Annotated in this window: 12 protein-coding genes and 1 pseudogene; 1 reads left to right on the top strand and 12 read right to left on the bottom strand. The window is 41.2% G+C overall.

Annotation, left to right across the window (positions count from 1 at the left end; genetic code table 11):
* Nucleotides 1-248 precede the first annotated feature (248 nt).
* The 7 genes from H9Q77_RS00670 to H9Q77_RS00640 form a co-directional block, all read right to left on the bottom strand.
* Nucleotides 249-758 carry a hypothetical protein gene (locus tag H9Q77_RS00670; RefSeq protein ID WP_118545877.1) on the bottom strand — a complete coding sequence of 170 codons (510 nt, stop codon included), beginning with the start codon at nucleotides 756-758 and terminating at the stop codon, nucleotides 249-251.
* 61 nt (nucleotides 759-819) lie between these two features.
* Complete coding sequence (locus H9Q77_RS00665) at nucleotides 820-2,022, bottom strand: HD-GYP domain-containing protein (RefSeq protein WP_118545879.1); 1,203 nt, start codon at nucleotides 2,020-2,022, stop codon at nucleotides 820-822.
* A gap of 152 nt (nucleotides 2,023-2,174) precedes the next feature.
* Nucleotides 2,175-4,493 carry a PfkB family carbohydrate kinase gene (locus tag H9Q77_RS00660; protein ID WP_118545881.1) on the bottom strand — a complete coding sequence of 773 codons (2,319 nt, stop codon included), beginning with the start codon at nucleotides 4,491-4,493 and terminating at the stop codon, nucleotides 2,175-2,177.
* 4 nt (nucleotides 4,494-4,497) lie between these two features.
* A complete protein-coding gene (locus H9Q77_RS00655; protein ID WP_118545883.1) occupies nucleotides 4,498-5,340 on the bottom strand; it encodes a carbohydrate ABC transporter permease in 843 nt (280 codons plus the stop codon).
* 2 nt (nucleotides 5,341-5,342) lie between these two features.
* Complete coding sequence (locus tag H9Q77_RS00650) at nucleotides 5,343-6,218, bottom strand: carbohydrate ABC transporter permease (RefSeq protein ID WP_118545885.1); 876 nt, start codon at nucleotides 6,216-6,218, stop codon at nucleotides 5,343-5,345.
* Nucleotides 6,219-6,284: 66 nt separating this feature from the next.
* Nucleotides 6,285-7,625, bottom strand: coding sequence for an ABC transporter substrate-binding protein (locus H9Q77_RS00645; RefSeq protein ID WP_249326320.1), 1,341 nt, complete (start codon nucleotides 7,623-7,625; stop codon nucleotides 6,285-6,287).
* A 13-nt stretch (nucleotides 7,626-7,638) separates the two neighbouring features.
* On the bottom strand, nucleotides 7,639-10,104 hold the full coding sequence (locus tag H9Q77_RS00640) for a GH116 family glycosyl-hydrolase (protein ID WP_118545889.1): 2,466 nt from the start codon (nucleotides 10,102-10,104) through the stop codon (nucleotides 7,639-7,641).
* Between the two features lie 170 nt (nucleotides 10,105-10,274).
* Here H9Q77_RS00640 and H9Q77_RS00635 point away from each other — a divergent pair, with 170 nt between their 5' ends.
* Nucleotides 10,275-11,708 (top strand): extracellular solute-binding protein, encoded by a 1,434-nt coding sequence (locus H9Q77_RS00635; RefSeq protein ID WP_118545891.1) that lies wholly within the window; start codon nucleotides 10,275-10,277, stop codon nucleotides 11,706-11,708.
* Nucleotides 11,709-11,756: 48 nt separating this feature from the next.
* On the opposite strand, the gene H9Q77_RS00630 is transcribed toward H9Q77_RS00635, so the two are convergent.
* From H9Q77_RS00630 to H9Q77_RS16795, 5 genes and pseudogenes are all read right to left on the bottom strand, one after another.
* Complete coding sequence (locus H9Q77_RS00630; RefSeq protein WP_118545893.1) at nucleotides 11,757-12,341, bottom strand: rod shape-determining protein; 585 nt, start codon at nucleotides 12,339-12,341, stop codon at nucleotides 11,757-11,759.
* Between the two features lie 68 nt (nucleotides 12,342-12,409).
* Nucleotides 12,410-13,225, bottom strand: a complete 816-nt coding sequence (locus H9Q77_RS00625) for a hypothetical protein (RefSeq protein ID WP_118545895.1) — start codon at nucleotides 13,223-13,225, stop codon at nucleotides 12,410-12,412.
* Between the two features lie 381 nt (nucleotides 13,226-13,606).
* Complete coding sequence (locus H9Q77_RS00620) at nucleotides 13,607-14,587, bottom strand: IS3 family transposase (protein ID WP_118552497.1); 981 nt, start codon at nucleotides 14,585-14,587, stop codon at nucleotides 13,607-13,609.
* A gap of 2 nt (nucleotides 14,588-14,589) precedes the next feature.
* The gene (locus H9Q77_RS00615) at nucleotides 14,590-15,006 is read right to left on the bottom strand and encodes an HTH domain-containing protein (protein ID WP_118552499.1); all 417 of its coding nucleotides are present in this window, start codon (nucleotides 15,004-15,006) and stop codon (nucleotides 14,590-14,592) included.
* Nucleotides 15,007-15,154: 148 nt separating this feature from the next.
* Nucleotides 15,155-15,939: pseudogene (locus H9Q77_RS16795) on the bottom strand (hypothetical protein).
* Nucleotides 15,940-16,274: the final 335 nt, after the last annotated feature.

The raw sequence follows: 16,274 nt of genomic DNA, 5'->3' as shown, positions 1-16,274 counted from the left end.
GTTTATTTTCCCCAAACCTCTTCTGCTACTTCTTTCACCAATCGAAGCTTTGCCCACTACTCTTCCTCGATCAACTTGTTGCCGACCTCGCAAGAGGCAAATCCTCCGGATCTCTCGTCATCAAACTCCAGGAAATAAGTATTCGCATTCTCTATGATCTCATAGGTCTGTGTTTCCCGCAGTCTAAAATCGTATTCTTCCTACCCGTAATGCTTGATCAGATCCTCGATTGCATTGACCAACAATATTCATTTCCTTTTTCCGAAAGCCTCACAATTCACAATAATGTCACCATTCTCCTGGATGATAATATTCTGCCAATGAAATGTATTTTCATTTCTTTCCACAAATCGCCATTTTCGATTGGGATTTTCCAGAACAGTTCCCGTCAATATTCCATTTTCCATGGTAAAACACAAATTTGTAAATTTACTCTTGCATGCATATACCATATCATAGCAATGGGTCTTTGAATTATATATTCTAAGTCCGACACCATACTCACCATCCGGCTGTGGAGAAGTCTCCCTCGTCGCTCTGGAAGGACATATGAACATATCTTCAATACCTATCCCGTTCAATACCCGTCTGAAGATCCACTCTCCTTTTAACTGGCGCTGCGGCCTGCTACGATCACCATCTATAAATTTATCTTTATAATCAAATTCCCAATCACCCAGCAATGGTGCAAACCAATCATATTCCTCCGGAATAGTTTCTTCCGATCGTCCATATAAAGCTTCTATAAAGCTATCCATATCTTTATACCTTCCCTATATCTGCGTCATATTAATCCTGCAATGATCGCCCTCACATCTTTTATCCCCGGAAGCAATCCTCGACCTGTTTCACAATCGTTTCATCCAGCCAGCCCTTCTTCGCCATATCCCACAGGATCTCACAGGCTTTTTCGTGAGACATGCCCTGTTTATAGGGACGGCTTTCCGTCAGTGCCTGATAGATATCTATGCATGCCATCATGCGCTCCTGTGTGTTCAGCTCTGCGGCAGTCTTGCCAAATGGATAACCGGTTCCGTCCAATCGTTCATGGTGAAATGCCGCCCAGTCACGGATCTCGTCAAAATCATCAATGTCCGACAGAATATAGTAGGTATATGCCGCATGATGCTTCATCACGGCAAATTCATCTTCCGTGAGTCTTCCCGGTTTCTCCAGGATCTCATTTCCTACCGCTACTTTTCCGATGTCGTGCAAAGCGCCCGCAAGGTACATTTTCTCCACGGTTTCTTCATCAAATCCCATATAACGGCTCAACCGTTCTGCATCCTCTGCTACACCGATGGAATGGGTGCTGGTGAATGGAGATTTGTAATCGACGATCTGTGCAAAAAAGCTTGCCAGCTCCTTGATCTGTGCGAAGCTTAGCTCCTGTTTGATGCGGGGGATTTTCTCCCACAGATTTTTCTCAAAGCCATCCTCTCCCAGTGTCAGAAAATGCGGCAGGGGAAACGCCTGCAGGAAAGCATCCACACATTCTTTGTCCACAACGGTTCCTTCATTTTTGTGAAGATATCCACAAGCTTTATTAAAAGTATCCTCCGTAAATCCCTTTGCACCGTATGCCCGGTCCAGCAGATCGCTTATATGAATGATTCGGGAAAAAATCGGAACCTCTTCCCACGTTTTTCCAAACGGTCCACTCCCATTGGCATTTTCATGGTGATACAGAATTACATTCTTCACATCCGTATGGAAGGGAAGTCTCTGTATATTTTTTTCACCCAGGGTACAGTGAATTCCTACCTGAGAAGCTTGCGGAACATTTGCAACATCCTTATGTAATTCTTCCTGAATATACTGTGTCAGTGCATTATCATGAAGCAGGGCACATGCTGCCAGATCCTGCAGGCTCTCACCGCTGATCCCCAGCTGCTCTGCCATGCAGACACTCATGTATGCCACGCGCTTCGCATGTTTGTCAGACACATGTACCAGTTCTGCCTCCACGCAGTCCAAAGCATACGAACAGGCTGACAGTAATCCTAAAACATCCAGTAACATTTCTATATCTCTCCAATCTCTTTATAACACACCTATTATGACAATGATTTATGTGAAAAGCAAGCATATCCCAGATAATAAATTATATCAAAAAGGAGCATCTCCCGGTACTGCAGAGTTGCTCCTTCTTACTGTCCATTGATCGGATTATGTTAGCTATTGATCCTCTTAATTACTTCTTCCATTACAGGCATCGCAGGTATTGCTCCTTCTCTCTCAACACATAGGGAAGCCACCGCATTTCCAAAGCGGACACATTCTATCATTTCCTGTAAAGAATATTCTTCTATACGCTTACCGGATTCACAAATCTTATATAAAAAGCCTCCCATAAAAGAATCTCCGGCACCGGTGGTATCCACAACTTTGCTGGAATAACCTGAAACATATGCTTCCTGCTGATCCTGCAGATATACAAACGATCCTTTTTCTCCTAAAGTAATGAGTACTATTTTTGCGCCATACTCTGTTATGCTCTCTGCTGCTTTCCGAACATCCGTATAACCTGTTAATAGCTCAATCTCTTCTTCTGATACTTTAACGATATCTGCATATTCTAAAATACTTCTCATCCATTTACAGGCTTCTTCCTGTGAATCCCATAAACTGGCTCTGTAATTCGGATCATAAGAAATAATTGTTCCATTATTTTTCGCAGCTTTTAATGCAATAAACTCTGCATTTCTGGATAGTTCATCTGTTAACGACAAAGAGCCTACATGAAGAATACGGCTTTGGCAGATGATATCTTTCCGTATTTCCTCAGCCTTCAGACCGATATCTGCTCCGGGTTTTCTGGCAAACGCAAAATTTCGTTCTCCGTTATCTGCCAGTTTAACAAAAGCAAGTGTTGTAAAATAGTCTGCATCACTTATTAATCCTTCGGTTGAAACACCGCATTTATCCAAGGTTTCCTTTAAGAAATCACCCAGGAAGTCTTCTCCTATTTTTCCGATAAATGCTGTTTGGGCACCCAACCGTTGTGCCGCAACCACAACATTAGCAGGTGCACCTCCCGGATTTTGTGTATAAGACAATGTTTGTCTTTCACTCTCTTTTTTTCCGGTAAAATCAATCAATATCTCTCCCAGAGAGGTAATATCATAATGCCGTTTTGTCCTATATTTTATATCTACGCCTATATTTCCTTGTGGGTATAATTTTCCTGTATAGCGATATAAACCATGCTCCCACAATAATGTAAATGTATTTCCGTCTATGAGGATATCAATATCTGTTTCTTTTTCCATCATTTCACAGGGCACAGTCCGTATACCATATCTGGAAGCTCTGTCTGCCCGGTTATAATTCACGGTCATTTCTTTATTTGAAGAATCAAAGCATATTGTCACTGTATGTCTATCTGTATCATATAGATCAATACACAACAACTCTCCATCTCCCGGCAGCTTTCCCTTCAGTTCTACCATAACCGGCTCACTTTGCGGTGGTATGTTTTCACCGGTCCAATGTTTTTCCAATGTTCTGCTGAAGAGCTTCATCTCAGCTTTCACTTTATCAGCCACTTTTGCGCACAAGCGCCTGTTATCATCTAAATACCACACTCGTGATACATCCAGTATTCCACGATACCCCTCCTCCGGACCGAAATCCCGGATCCAGGGCATCCACAGCCAGCCGCCCAGCCAGGCAACAGACCGTATTTCCCCATGCAATACCGGATATGTCTGTGCTGCATAATAATGAGTTCCAAGATCCAAAGTTCCGCTTATCTCTTTATGGAATTCACATTTGTCAAAATCCACCTGTCCGGACAGATACAGCGTCGTTACACTGTCTTTTTCATACATCGGCGAAGTTGTCAAAAACCAGACATCATCAAGGCAGAAGGCATCCGGACATTCAAACATTCTGCCCTCACCGGGCTCTGCTTCGTACAAAATTCCGCTATACGCCCAATGGTACAGATCGGTAGAAGAGAACAGATAAATTCTTCCGCAGCTGTCCGGATGTTCAATTCTTCCGGTGGATCCTCCACAGATCATTCTCCATTTCCCTTGTGCAAAAAACACCTTGGGATCTCGAAAATCTCTTCCTCCCTTTTCCGGGACTTCTTTTATCAGCGGGTTTTCTTCTGCCTTTACGAAATGTATCCCATCCTTCGACACTGCCAGATTTTGCGTCTCAAAAATACCGGTTTCATCTTCCGTTCTTCCTGTATAAAATAAAAATAGCTGATCATCATGTACAACAACCGATCCGGAAAAACATCCGCCGTTTTTATCGTTATCATAGGGCATGTCGGGGACCAGTGCCGGTTCCAGTTCTTCCCAGTGTATCAGGTCCCGGCTTACCGCATGCCCCCAGTGCATACTGTCCCAGTTATCATGGTACGGATTATACTGATAAAATAAATGATATTGTCCTTTAAAAAACACCAAGCCATTAGGATCATTGATCCAGCCTTTCTGTGGTGTAAAATGTAGGGATGGCCTTACGATATCTCTCATTTTCTTATCCTTTCACTGCTCCTGCAGTCATACCACTTATAATATACTTCTGCAAAATGACATAAAATACCAATTCAGGAAGCATGATCATCAGACTCGCTGCAATGATCCCACTGTAATCCATGGAATATTGCCCTTTAAACATAGATGTCATTAATGACACGGTATTTAAGGCATTATCCTGAATAAAGGTTGATGCAAACGGGAACTCATTGTAAATATAAACTGCATTAAAAATAATGATCGTCACGAACGTGGGTTTCATAACCGGAATCACCACTTTGGTACACAGCTTAAATAGATTGCAGCCGTCGATAATTGCTGCTTCTTCCAATTCTCCGGGGATATCTCTCAAAAATCCGGTAAACAGCAAGGTATTGAACGAGATGTTCACTGCAACATACGGCAGGATCAGTCCCAAACGGGTTCCAAGAATTCCCATCAATGAATCAATCCGATATACCGGAAACAGTAGTACATAAATAGGGATGCCAATCCCGATCAGCAGGAAAAAATACAATGTTTCCGATGCCTTATGGTTCCGAAAAACCATTCTGGCAATTGCAAACGAACTCATAAAAGTAAATAAAATACTGAAAAAAGTAGATATTACTACTAGTAAAATCGTGTTAAAATACATTTTGGAAAAATCAATAGTATCGATCGCACGCTGATAATTTTCAAAGTTTATTGTCTGCGGCAAAGAAAGCGGACTGTTGACAATCTCATTATTTGTCTTTAATGAAAGCAACATAGCCCACAGTATGGGCATGACCAAAAGAATAATCAATCCCAGCAGACATATGTAAAAAATGACTTTTTTTATCGATATTCTCTTGTTTCTCATGTTTAACTCCTTTGCTTCCTCGTTGTGATCTTAATATAGGAAAACGAGCCCAGAATTGAAAGTAACAGAATTGCAACCGCAATTGCCATTCCATATCCATACCTTCTGGATGTAAATACTGTAAAATACATATATGAGGTAAGCAGCTCCGACTGATGAGTAGGTCCTCCGCCTGTCATCTGATATACCAGTTCATATATTTTAAATACGCCTGTTACCACCAGAACAATATTAATAATAAAGGTCTCTTTCAGCATAGGAATTGTCACATAAAACAAGCGTTGTAACAAATTGGCTCCATCAATATCACAGGCTTCGTAAATATCTCCCGGTATTGCTTTGATTCCGGATAAAAAAATAGTTCCATGGAAACCCAGTACCTGCCATGTGAATACGATCGCCAATGACAATGGAGACCATTTAGTTCCACCGATCCATTCAATAGCAAGCATATCCAGTCCTATTTTACGCAATACACTATTTACCAGCCCATAATTAGGATTCAGGATATATCCCCAGATAATTCCTATGATAATAGGTGCTATTACATAGGGAGCAAAAATCACCATTTTAAAAAATGCGTTTCCGTGAAAATTCTTGTTCATCAATAATGCTGCCATAAAAGATCCAACGATCAGGAATATCACACTGAATAACAATACTAAAAATGTATTTTTCAATGCGATCAGAAATAGCTTATCATGGAACATAGCAACATAGTTTTTTATTCCCACAAAGGATGCTTTTCCAAGACCACTGTAATCCGTAAAGCTATAGTAACATGCGATAAACACAGGAACAATAATAAATACTGCATAAATCATAAGAGTCGGAAGCAGCATAATGATTTTTGCTTTCTTTGTACTCAACCAATACATAGCTTTCTCCCTTTCCATTCTATAGAAAAGAGCGGTATTACTTAATTTCACACCGCTCTTATAGTTTTATCTTTCGGCACTTTGTAAATTTTCTACATAATCAGCTGCTTGTTCCGGTGTGTAAACTCCGGTCATAACACCGAAGGTAGCATCAAAATATCCATACGCCACATTGGACGAAAGTGAATTAAACGGCTCAGTTACTGCTTTCCAGTCATCATTTAATGCCGTGATCATCGTGGAAAGTACAGGATGTTGGCTCTCATCAATCTGTCCATTATATGTAGAGCACGGTAATGCCGCGGTATCCTCTGCAATGATCCTGGTTCCCTCTTCGCCGTAATAGAACTGCCAGAACTGCATAATTGCATCTAACAACGCAGGATCTTCTGCTGCCTTTGAAGATACTACATAAACACCGCCGGATGCCTTGATTCCGATCTGCTGCTCATACTGGCTGTCGGAAAAGGTAGGTCCCCAGAAAAATCCGATTTTAGAAGCCATATCACTTCCCTCAAAATCACCGATATCCCATGCTCCGGAATTGAACATTGCTGCATTTCCACCCAGGAACTGCTCTTTTGCTTCAAAATATCCAATATTGGAAATGTCCTTTGTAAAAGTTCCTTTTTCACGCATTTCTTCTACTTTTTCAAAATAGTGAATAAAGTCTTCGTTATTCCAGGAAATGCTTCCATCCTTCAGACCGTCAAGCTTTTCAAAAAATCCATATCTTGCCAACATTGTCTCGAATGCCCAGATACTGTAATTATCCTGCGCCCCCACGGTCAGCGGTGTGATTCCGGCTGCATTCAGCTTATCTACCACATCCAGGAACTCTTCATAGGTAACAGGCACTTCTTCGATTCCTGCCTGCTGGAAGAGATCTTTGTTATAATAAAATCCTACCATCATAACTTCACTGGGCATTCCCACATCTTTGCCGTCAACGGTACATGAATGCACCAGTCCGGGAAGAAGGCTGTCATTGATGCCATACTGATCCAATGCATCCGTCAGATCATATAAATACCCATTCTGTGCAAACTCCTTTGCGGTTGCCTGCTCCAGCCAAAATACATCCGGAAGCTTATTTTCTCCTGCCAGTAAAGTCATCTGCGTATTATGCTCGGACACTTCTTTGCCCGTAATATCAATTTTAATCCCCGGATGACTTTCTTCAAAAGCAGTAATAATCTTCTGCAGATGCGGCTCCTGTGCCTGAATATCAGCAACATGCTCTGCAAACTGGATCGTGATCTCTCCGGACCCATCTGCAGTCGTAGAGCTCTGTGCAGTCTCTGCACCATCTGTAGTTCCTTCTGCATTTCCGCATCCTGCCATTGTAAACAGCATAGCGGCTGCACAAGTAAGTGCCATCATTTTTCTCCAATACTTTTTCATCATAATTGTACCCTCCTTATTCTTGTACATGAATATCATCTAACGTCCCATACAGGACGTCAATATGTTTGCACATTTTCCCATTCTCTTCCTTCTGACTGTAAATACCCCATGCTTTTCCACAGATGAAGAAACTGGACATTTCGCCTTCTATTGCAGGATGGAATGACAAGGTTCCGCGATACATATCACTTTGCAGTCCCAATAATGCATTCAGCACTCCCCAGCTTGCCATTGCTCTGCAATAATGATGACCGGACTCGATCTCACTGAACGGATTCCTCTTGTATCCGTCATAACGATCCCGAATTGACTTTACCACCGTCAGACCTTCCTCTACACAACCTGAATAAATCAGATTAACGGCTACTTCATACTCTACTCCTGTCCACACCTCTCCGGCATAGGATAACGGGAATTTAGGTCTGCCGCCTTTCGGCCAGGTAGCTACTACCATTCCATGCTCTTCATTGATTGCATATGCTCTGTGTACACTGTCCGTATGATAAAAATCCGTTTTATAATTATACTTGAATACGGATTCCATAGCAGATTTTACATGCTCTTTCGGTAAAATTTCCCCGATTCCGGCCATATATGCCAGGAACTGTCCGAGAAGCTGATCTGACAGGCAGCCTTTTCCGAATTGATACTTATATTTATCAATCTCCTTCTGTACCTGAATATAATATTCCCCGTCAAACATCAGTTGGTCGGCTCTTGCAGCTCCTTTTTCGTAAGCATCTGCGTATAGCTGGTGATGTTCTTCGTCTCCTACGATCTCAGCCATCTCTTCACAGCATTTCAATGCTGCCAGGAAAATACTGTCCGTCATGGGATTCGGTCCGTAAAATTCAATATCATAGGTTGTATTCTGCTGACCGTCCAGTACATCATCTCCATCCAGATCCCATTGTTTCAGGGCATATTCCATTGCCAGCACTACTTTGGGCCAAATGGTCTTCAAAAATTCCACATCCCCAAGATTCTTGAAATCCCGGTAGACACGAACAACACTTCCAAGTTCTCCATCACAGGCCGGAACCATTGCATACCGTTCCTGATCAAATACGGAAAACATTCGTGTAGACATGCACCCTGTCTCATCTGTTTCTCTCAAAAATTCTACATTACGCATGGTTTTTTCAAGATCCGGGAACAGAAAAGCAACCGTCTGTGCATAGTTCCATACATGAGGCACACTACCGTAACCGCAGCCTATGTAGTCACGTATTCCTTCAAATCCGGCAAAGGTTCCGTCTTCCAGCCGGAAACATAAATTACTTCGAAGATTCGTAATGTTTGCAGTCAGAGCATCAATCACATAATAAGGTAATGTAGTCTTATGGAACATCGCATCGGCAAATTTTCTGCTGTCTGATTCCAGTCGTTCCTTATTATGGTATACATATTTTGCTACATCCCATGCATCTGTGAATTTTGTTGCATAGTAATTTCTTACTGTTCCGTATTCACCGCGCTGAAATTTCTCGTAGTCCTCATCAAACTCGATCCATGCCTTTACCCTGTTAGGGAAATACCATGTAATGGTAAATTCGAAGGTTCTTTCTTCTCCCGGCTGAAGTTCTTCCCAGGCTCCGATGGATCCGATCTTTTCTCTTCTTTTCAGGAAACTGAAATTATGAAATTGTGCAAATTCACATCCCACACTGTCAGATACGGTCTCTTTTTCCAAAAGTCCATCACTGGTAAAGTCATCCCAGAAATCCTGTATTCCATCTACCCATTCGCCGTCAAACCACTGTGTTTTATAGGTTACATTGGATCCACTGGTCAGAATCGCCATATTTCCATACCGTAAATGATCCTCTTTCAAATGTTCGGGTGAATAATACAAGCCCTTCACATCATCAAATTCCCGATATTCATTTTTTACGCTGTCAGCCAGCTTCAGGTTCTCAATAACATCATATCCCTCAAACCCGGATGCATTGGGAAGCGTACCTACCAGGCTTACTTTGGTCGGACAGTCTGCAATATTTTTCACCGTGTATCGGATAATTGCACAGGGAATACTGGAATCATCTGTATTTAAAGGAATAAACGGTGTATATGCTTCCATTGACACTTTTACGGGCAATTCGGAATCTTTGAAATTCACCCTTGCAAAAGGATATTCACAAATCAGTTCGGAATCTTCCATTCTTGGCAGATTTACTAATTCAGCCTGAAGATATCCGTGTGAGCTGGTATATGGCGGAACCATTCTCGATTCCAGAATTTTCGATATAGGTTTTTCCAGTTCTTTGTTCTCCGTACGAATTGCAAAAAAGGAAAGCGGAAATTTAGTATTCTTGGAAGGCCAGTTAAAAATTTCCCAGTCCAGGAACTTTCCTCTTGAATTTACAGAAAAATTACCTGTTCCGATTCCGCCCAACAGAAAACGAACTTCCGTTGCATCCCGCTTAAAGACCCGCGGTGTTCTGTCAAATAATTTCTCTTTTGAAAATGTCTTTTTCATCTTCTCCTCCTTTTAGTTGTTCGGTTGTTCGAATAACTTGTTTTATTTTTTAACTCTCCGCTTTTGCAGAGAGTTTTTTTATTTAATCTTGTTTGTTCGAATAACTTATGCTATGATATTAGCATAACAAAAATATATTGTCAATCACTTTTCAAAATGTGGGGGATTTTATGAACACCAGAACACCAAAATACATGCTTATAAAAAATGAATTTGTCCAGAAAATCGAAAGCGGATATTATCGTCCCGGCGATCTCATCCCTTCCGATAATGAATTAATGCGTACTTTAAATGTAAGTAAAAGCACTATTACACAAGCCCTGAAATGTCTGGAATCTGAAGGATATATTATACGGCAGCAAGGAAAAGGTACTTTTGTAGCAGACCGCTCCAAAGATAAAATAAACCTATCTATTTATTTATGTCCTATGGAAGATAATGAGAAACATTTTTGGATCTCTCTGATCGAACAGTTTAATCTGACATCTTCCGGTTTTTTTGTAACACCGACTTTTCTCACCAACGATAAGGCTCCTCTGCGTGACTCGCTGTTGCAAAGCTTTACCAGTGGAAATGCACCGGATATTCTGTCCCTGGACGGTCCTGATGTCCCCTATTGGGCATATATGAATTCTCTGCTGCCGTTTGATGGATATATGGATTCGAATTTCCTATCCTCTTTTCTGTCTCCCATTGTGACACAGGGAACCTATCAGGGAAAACTATATCATCTGGGTTATACGGAATCCACTTTATGTATTCTGTATAACAAGGAGTTGTTCCATTCCCTTGGTATCCGCATTCCGACTTCTGCGGAAGATGCCTGGAGCTGGGGTGAGTTTCTGAATGTCTGCCATACAATACAGACCAAAACTTCTTTTCCCTATCCTTTGCTTATGGACTCCGGACGCGGTCTTTCTCCAAAATCCGGAGAATGGAACAGCTACGCCGGATTGCCATTTATCGTGCAGAACAACGGCAGCTTTTTTAACGATACGCTGACGGCAACCTCTGGATATATTAACTCTCCGGCTTCCGTCGCTGCTATGAATTGGCTGGGCGAATTATTTCATAAATATCATTATACCCACGTAGAGGATCTCAGTGCCGATTTTCCTGAAAACTTTGCCATGAGTCTTTCACTGCCCAGTGCCTATTTTCAATCGCAAAAAAGGAACAGTAATATCGGCATAATCCCTCTTCCCCATGGTATAAAAGCAGCTTCTCCCCATGGAAGCTGGGGATTATGCATGTCCAGACAGACACAATATCCCAGGGAATGTTGTGAATTTATCCGTTATGTTTTCAGTCTGCAGAACCAGTTGAAGATCAGTCAGTTAACGGGTATTCCTGTTTTAAAAGAGATTTATGACGTAATGGACAGCTTTCAAGCTGGTTCCGGCAACAGCAATATTTTATTTTCACAATTACGGAACACCTCTTTTACCAGACCGCAGACCCCCGCATATCCTTTCTTCAGTAAGCAGTTTTCCTATGCGTTTTATAATATTGCCATGGGTGCTGATGCACAAGAAGAAATGAATCACCTGGCGCAGCAGGTAGACGATCATCTTTACCGGCATAATTACTATCAACAAAGCTAATAATTTAGGCTAAGGATAAATAAAATCATTTACCCTTAGCCTATTTCCTTAAATATGCAATTTTGACATTTCCTCTTCCAGTCCCCACCGCTTACAGTTCTCTGCCAACTGCGCCAGTGAATATCTGAGGTAATCCATGGGCTGTTCCTTCGTGATCTCTACTGCAAAACGAAGATTTTTATAAGTGTTCTTCATTCCCCAGATCACATCCTCCCAAGGAGTTCCCTCCGGGATTCCTTTCACACTTTCATCCGCATAGACCACATTTTTGGCTCCCGCCTGATACAGGAGATCAAAATAGGCTTTCATTTCCACTTCGTTCAGCTTCTCGTGAACAAAAATAAGCCCCTCTCCGTATCCCGCAAAAACAGGCTTGCCCAGATACCGACACAGCATCTGCTTTAGCATCTTTTCCGCACAGGTATAGTCGCTGACTCTTCCCAACACGATCGGAGAAAAGCCAATAGAATCAGCCGGAAGAGTGTAAAGCATGCCCTCACACTCTTTTCCGGCTGTTATCATTTTCCCTGTTTTCTCAAAAATCACCAGGGATTTCTCATCATATTTTACTTTTTTCTTATAATCATAGATCTTAATGTCTGCACAAAGCTCTGAAGGGGTAAACTTTTCCATCCCGGTACCTCCGTTCGTTTCCGGAAATAAGTATACCTCTTCTGCCCTGCCAGTTCAATCCGATTCTTTTACCGGGATATCCTAATCTCTTCTACAAAGAAATTAGTGCGATAGAGATAGCACAGTTCCTTCTCTGTGATGTAAAAGCCGTAATCGGCATTAAAATTTTCTTCGTTTTCTTCTTCAATAGAGCCTGCTGCCCGGATCTCGTCCCAGGTCTTCCCCAAAACTTCTTCCGGGGTGACTTCTTCGCCGGTGGCAACGGAGATCGTCACGGGTATGTAATAGGATAATGGATGCGCTGCTCCTGCATAATAAACCGTGTCATTAAAATGCAGGCTGACATACTCGTCATCCGCTAAAGTAATGCCATTGAATACTAGATAATTATCATCGTATCGCTGTCCCTCGGAAAGAGTTTCATCCACTAACTCATACGCTCCGGTGTGATTCTCCCCTTCCTCCTCATACTGGGTTCTGTAATTCTCATACATCTGCTGCAGATAATCATTCACTTTGGCATACTTCTCATCGGAAAAAAAGAACTCATCCATTTCGTAGTAATAGGTCTTTTTCTCATCGTCATTGTAGAAGTCTTTCACAGTGTTGGAACATTCCCCGTAGTCTTCCCAGGGAAGCCATGCGTCCTCATCTTCGTAAGAAGGACCTGTCGTGGATGCCGTAGTGTCGGAAACAGTCTCCGTGGATACTGTCGCTTCCATGGATTCACCAGTCTCTGAAGTGCTCTCTTCCGTTACCGCAGCCTCTGCGGATCCGATAACCTCTGAACTACTACTCCCTCCCACCGGATCACTCCCCTGTGCTCCGCAGGCAGACAACCCCAGTGCCATAATTCCTGTGATAACTATTAATTTGCCCCTCATTTTGTATCTCTCCTTATGTATTTATTGTAACCGAACGCTTCCCCCGTCCATTACAAGCATAAGCTTAACATATTATAATATCATAGTTGCATCACGTGCAACTCTTCCGATTTATTATTCAATTGTCATTTCATAAAAAACGCAGAAATGTATAAACATGAATTACACATCCACGCGTTTTTTCCGGTAATAATTCTCAGGCCTCTTGGGATTTTTCTTTTCCTTCAATAATCGCCCTTACCTCTTCTACTGTTTTATCTGTAGCAGATGCAATCTGTTCTATTGAAAGACCATTTTTATACATTTTTGTTAAAGTGTACCCCTTGTCAAGGACAAATTAAGAAGAAGGGATTTGTTCTTTCTAACCAGTAGATGGCTATATCAGTTTGTTTTATTACCTTCTTCATCATACATATCCATAGAAGGGATTTTTCCCTTAATCGGATATATGCCTGTTGTTATATATTTATAGTATTCATTGGGAGAAAGCTTCGCTAATTCCCACTGATATCTATCATTGTTATAATAATCCATCCAATCGTCAATAATGGCACGAACCTCGCTATATGTTCCACATTCTTTTAGCCTGTCTCCTATATGATCCTTCATACGTCCAAAGAAACTTTCCTGAGGTGCATTGTCCCAACAATTTCCTCTTCTGGACATAGACTGTCTTAAGCCTTTATCTTTGACAAGTTGTATAAAACTGCAACTCGTATAATGGCACCCTTGATCACTATGTAAGATTGTTTTAGTTGTAAGGGAAACTCCATGCTTTTCTATCATCAGGTTGACTGTTTCCAAAACAAAATCCACTTCTAAAGATTCGCTTAACACATACGATAAAATTTGTTTTGTAAAGGCATCTATAATTGTTGATAGATAGCAGAATCGACCATCAAATGGAACATAGGTTATATCCGTAAGCAATATCCTTCTCGGACCATATTTTTCAAACTCCCGTTTCACAAGATTATCAGCAACACTATTCGTCTTTATCGCCTTTGCCATCCTTCTGTAAGGGTTTGCCTTTCTTATGTTACATATAAGACCATATTTCTTCATCAACCGTCTTATTTTCTTGACATTCATAACGATTGGCGGATTCATATGTAACAATCTCATATAGATTCCTTGAGCCCCTTTATCATAACCTCTGAAGCTATATGCAGCTAATACCAATTCAAAATCGGCTCTATCCTGTGCTTCTTTTTCTGCTCTTTTATCCGCTGAATGTACCCAGTTGTAATAACCGGATCTTGATACTCCTGCTATTTCACAGAGCATCTTAACTGACAATGTATTATTTGCTTTATTTATCGTCTCATGGATGATTTCAAATTTGCTTTCTGAAGTCTCCATGACTAATCTCTCTTCCTCGAATTGTCCGCAATAATAATTTTTTTTAAAAACTCTACTTCTTGTCTTAGATACAAAAGCTCGTTCTGCATACGTTCTATGGATTGCGGTGATGACAAGTCCTCTTCATTTGTTGCTTTCATAGGAATTCTTTTTTGTCTGTTTTCGCCCTCGGTAAAGCCATTGCCCGATAGAGCCTGACGCTTTATTCTTTGCACAATGTCATCTATCTGTTTTTGTCCAAAGTACTCTAGATTATATCCAAAATCCAGAAGAATTTTTCTTGGAGCGTTACCAGCCTGATAGCTGATCCAAAAATCTTCTTTAAATTTAGCTGTAAAATAAAGCTTGTTCTTTGTCACATTAAGTGTGTACGGGTTAGCTTTGAGTTCCCTAATTTGTTTCGGTGTGTATTCTTTCATATTTCCTCCGATAGATACTTTTATTATACATCATCTACCAGAAGAAATCCCTTCTTTTATTGTCCACTAACCAGGATTTTATCCTTTCTTCTTGTGTCCATTTTTAAGGAGCCCTTCTTCTTATCGTGTCCACTTTATGGGGTATATTTTATGTAATAAGTTCTGCATGGCCCTCTCTACGTCCCTCTTCCAACCCTTCTCTGCGTCCAATTGCAATACCTTCTTCCTTAACTCCCTGGCTCAAATTACACATAGTGCTCATATCCTTTCTGAAATTCTCTTCTAATGGGATATCATATTCATTTCCAATAATGTCCAGCTTCTCATCTATAGTAAGCTCTCTGGACAATAATGCTCCCAACAGACGATGTAACTCGTAGGTCTCATCATGTTCCGGCAGTTCCTTTGCAAGACCTATCATAATGATATTCAACAGATCCAGATGGAATAGACACATTTGATGTCATCGTAGCTCGAATTCTCAAAATCCCGTTCTTTCTGGGAAGAAATCAATCTGCTCACGTAGAAGACTGCCCGGTTCAGGATCTCATATTCGCCGGGTTCGTCCTTTTGCGCTTCCACATTGATGATGATCTGCGAAAGGCCATCCTTCATCCGCACATAAAATACAATGTCAAAACGCACCAGGCCTTCGTTCAGTTCCTGATTCTCTGTATTAAAACCAACAAGGCGTTGACCATTCTGAAAATGCACCGCATTCGTCAGTCCCGGCTCCACCGGCACGGCGCTGATATAAGGAAGTCCCTCTATCAGTGCTGCTACCTCGATCGGATCCATCCCCTTAAATTCCTCCACGGTCTTCACCAGGATCCGCGCCAGGATGATCTTATGTGCTATCAGGCGTTTTGCGCTGTTATCGTATTGGGCGTCTTTGTCTGTTGCCATTACTGCACTCTTTAATTCCGTATTCAATGGTTTCCTCCTTTTGTGTCAGGTAATTATAGATACCGCCGAAAATAAAAGGATTTCGCCATATCTACATTATAACTTACCTGTTTTTCTGATACAACTGATTTTCTTTCTGTGTGGGTTTTCCTCTTCCCTTCTTCCTGGTTCTATGATTTAGGGAATCGGATGGGACATCAGCTTTCGCTGACATAGAAATTTTCATAAGTGAAATGTACTTATACGCAAAGTATAACTTATAATTCCTAATTAGACAATAAATATATTTTAATATCTAAATAGAATTGTCTTTTAAGTGTAATAGTATAATTACCCCTTAAAAGACAATCCTATAAATCGGA

It is taken from the genome of Simiaoa sunii (assembly GCF_014337175.1).
Classification (GTDB): Bacteria; Bacillota; Clostridia; order Lachnospirales; family Lachnospiraceae; genus Acetatifactor; species Acetatifactor intestinalis.
This window is presented reverse-complemented; position numbering and strand designations above follow the sequence as displayed.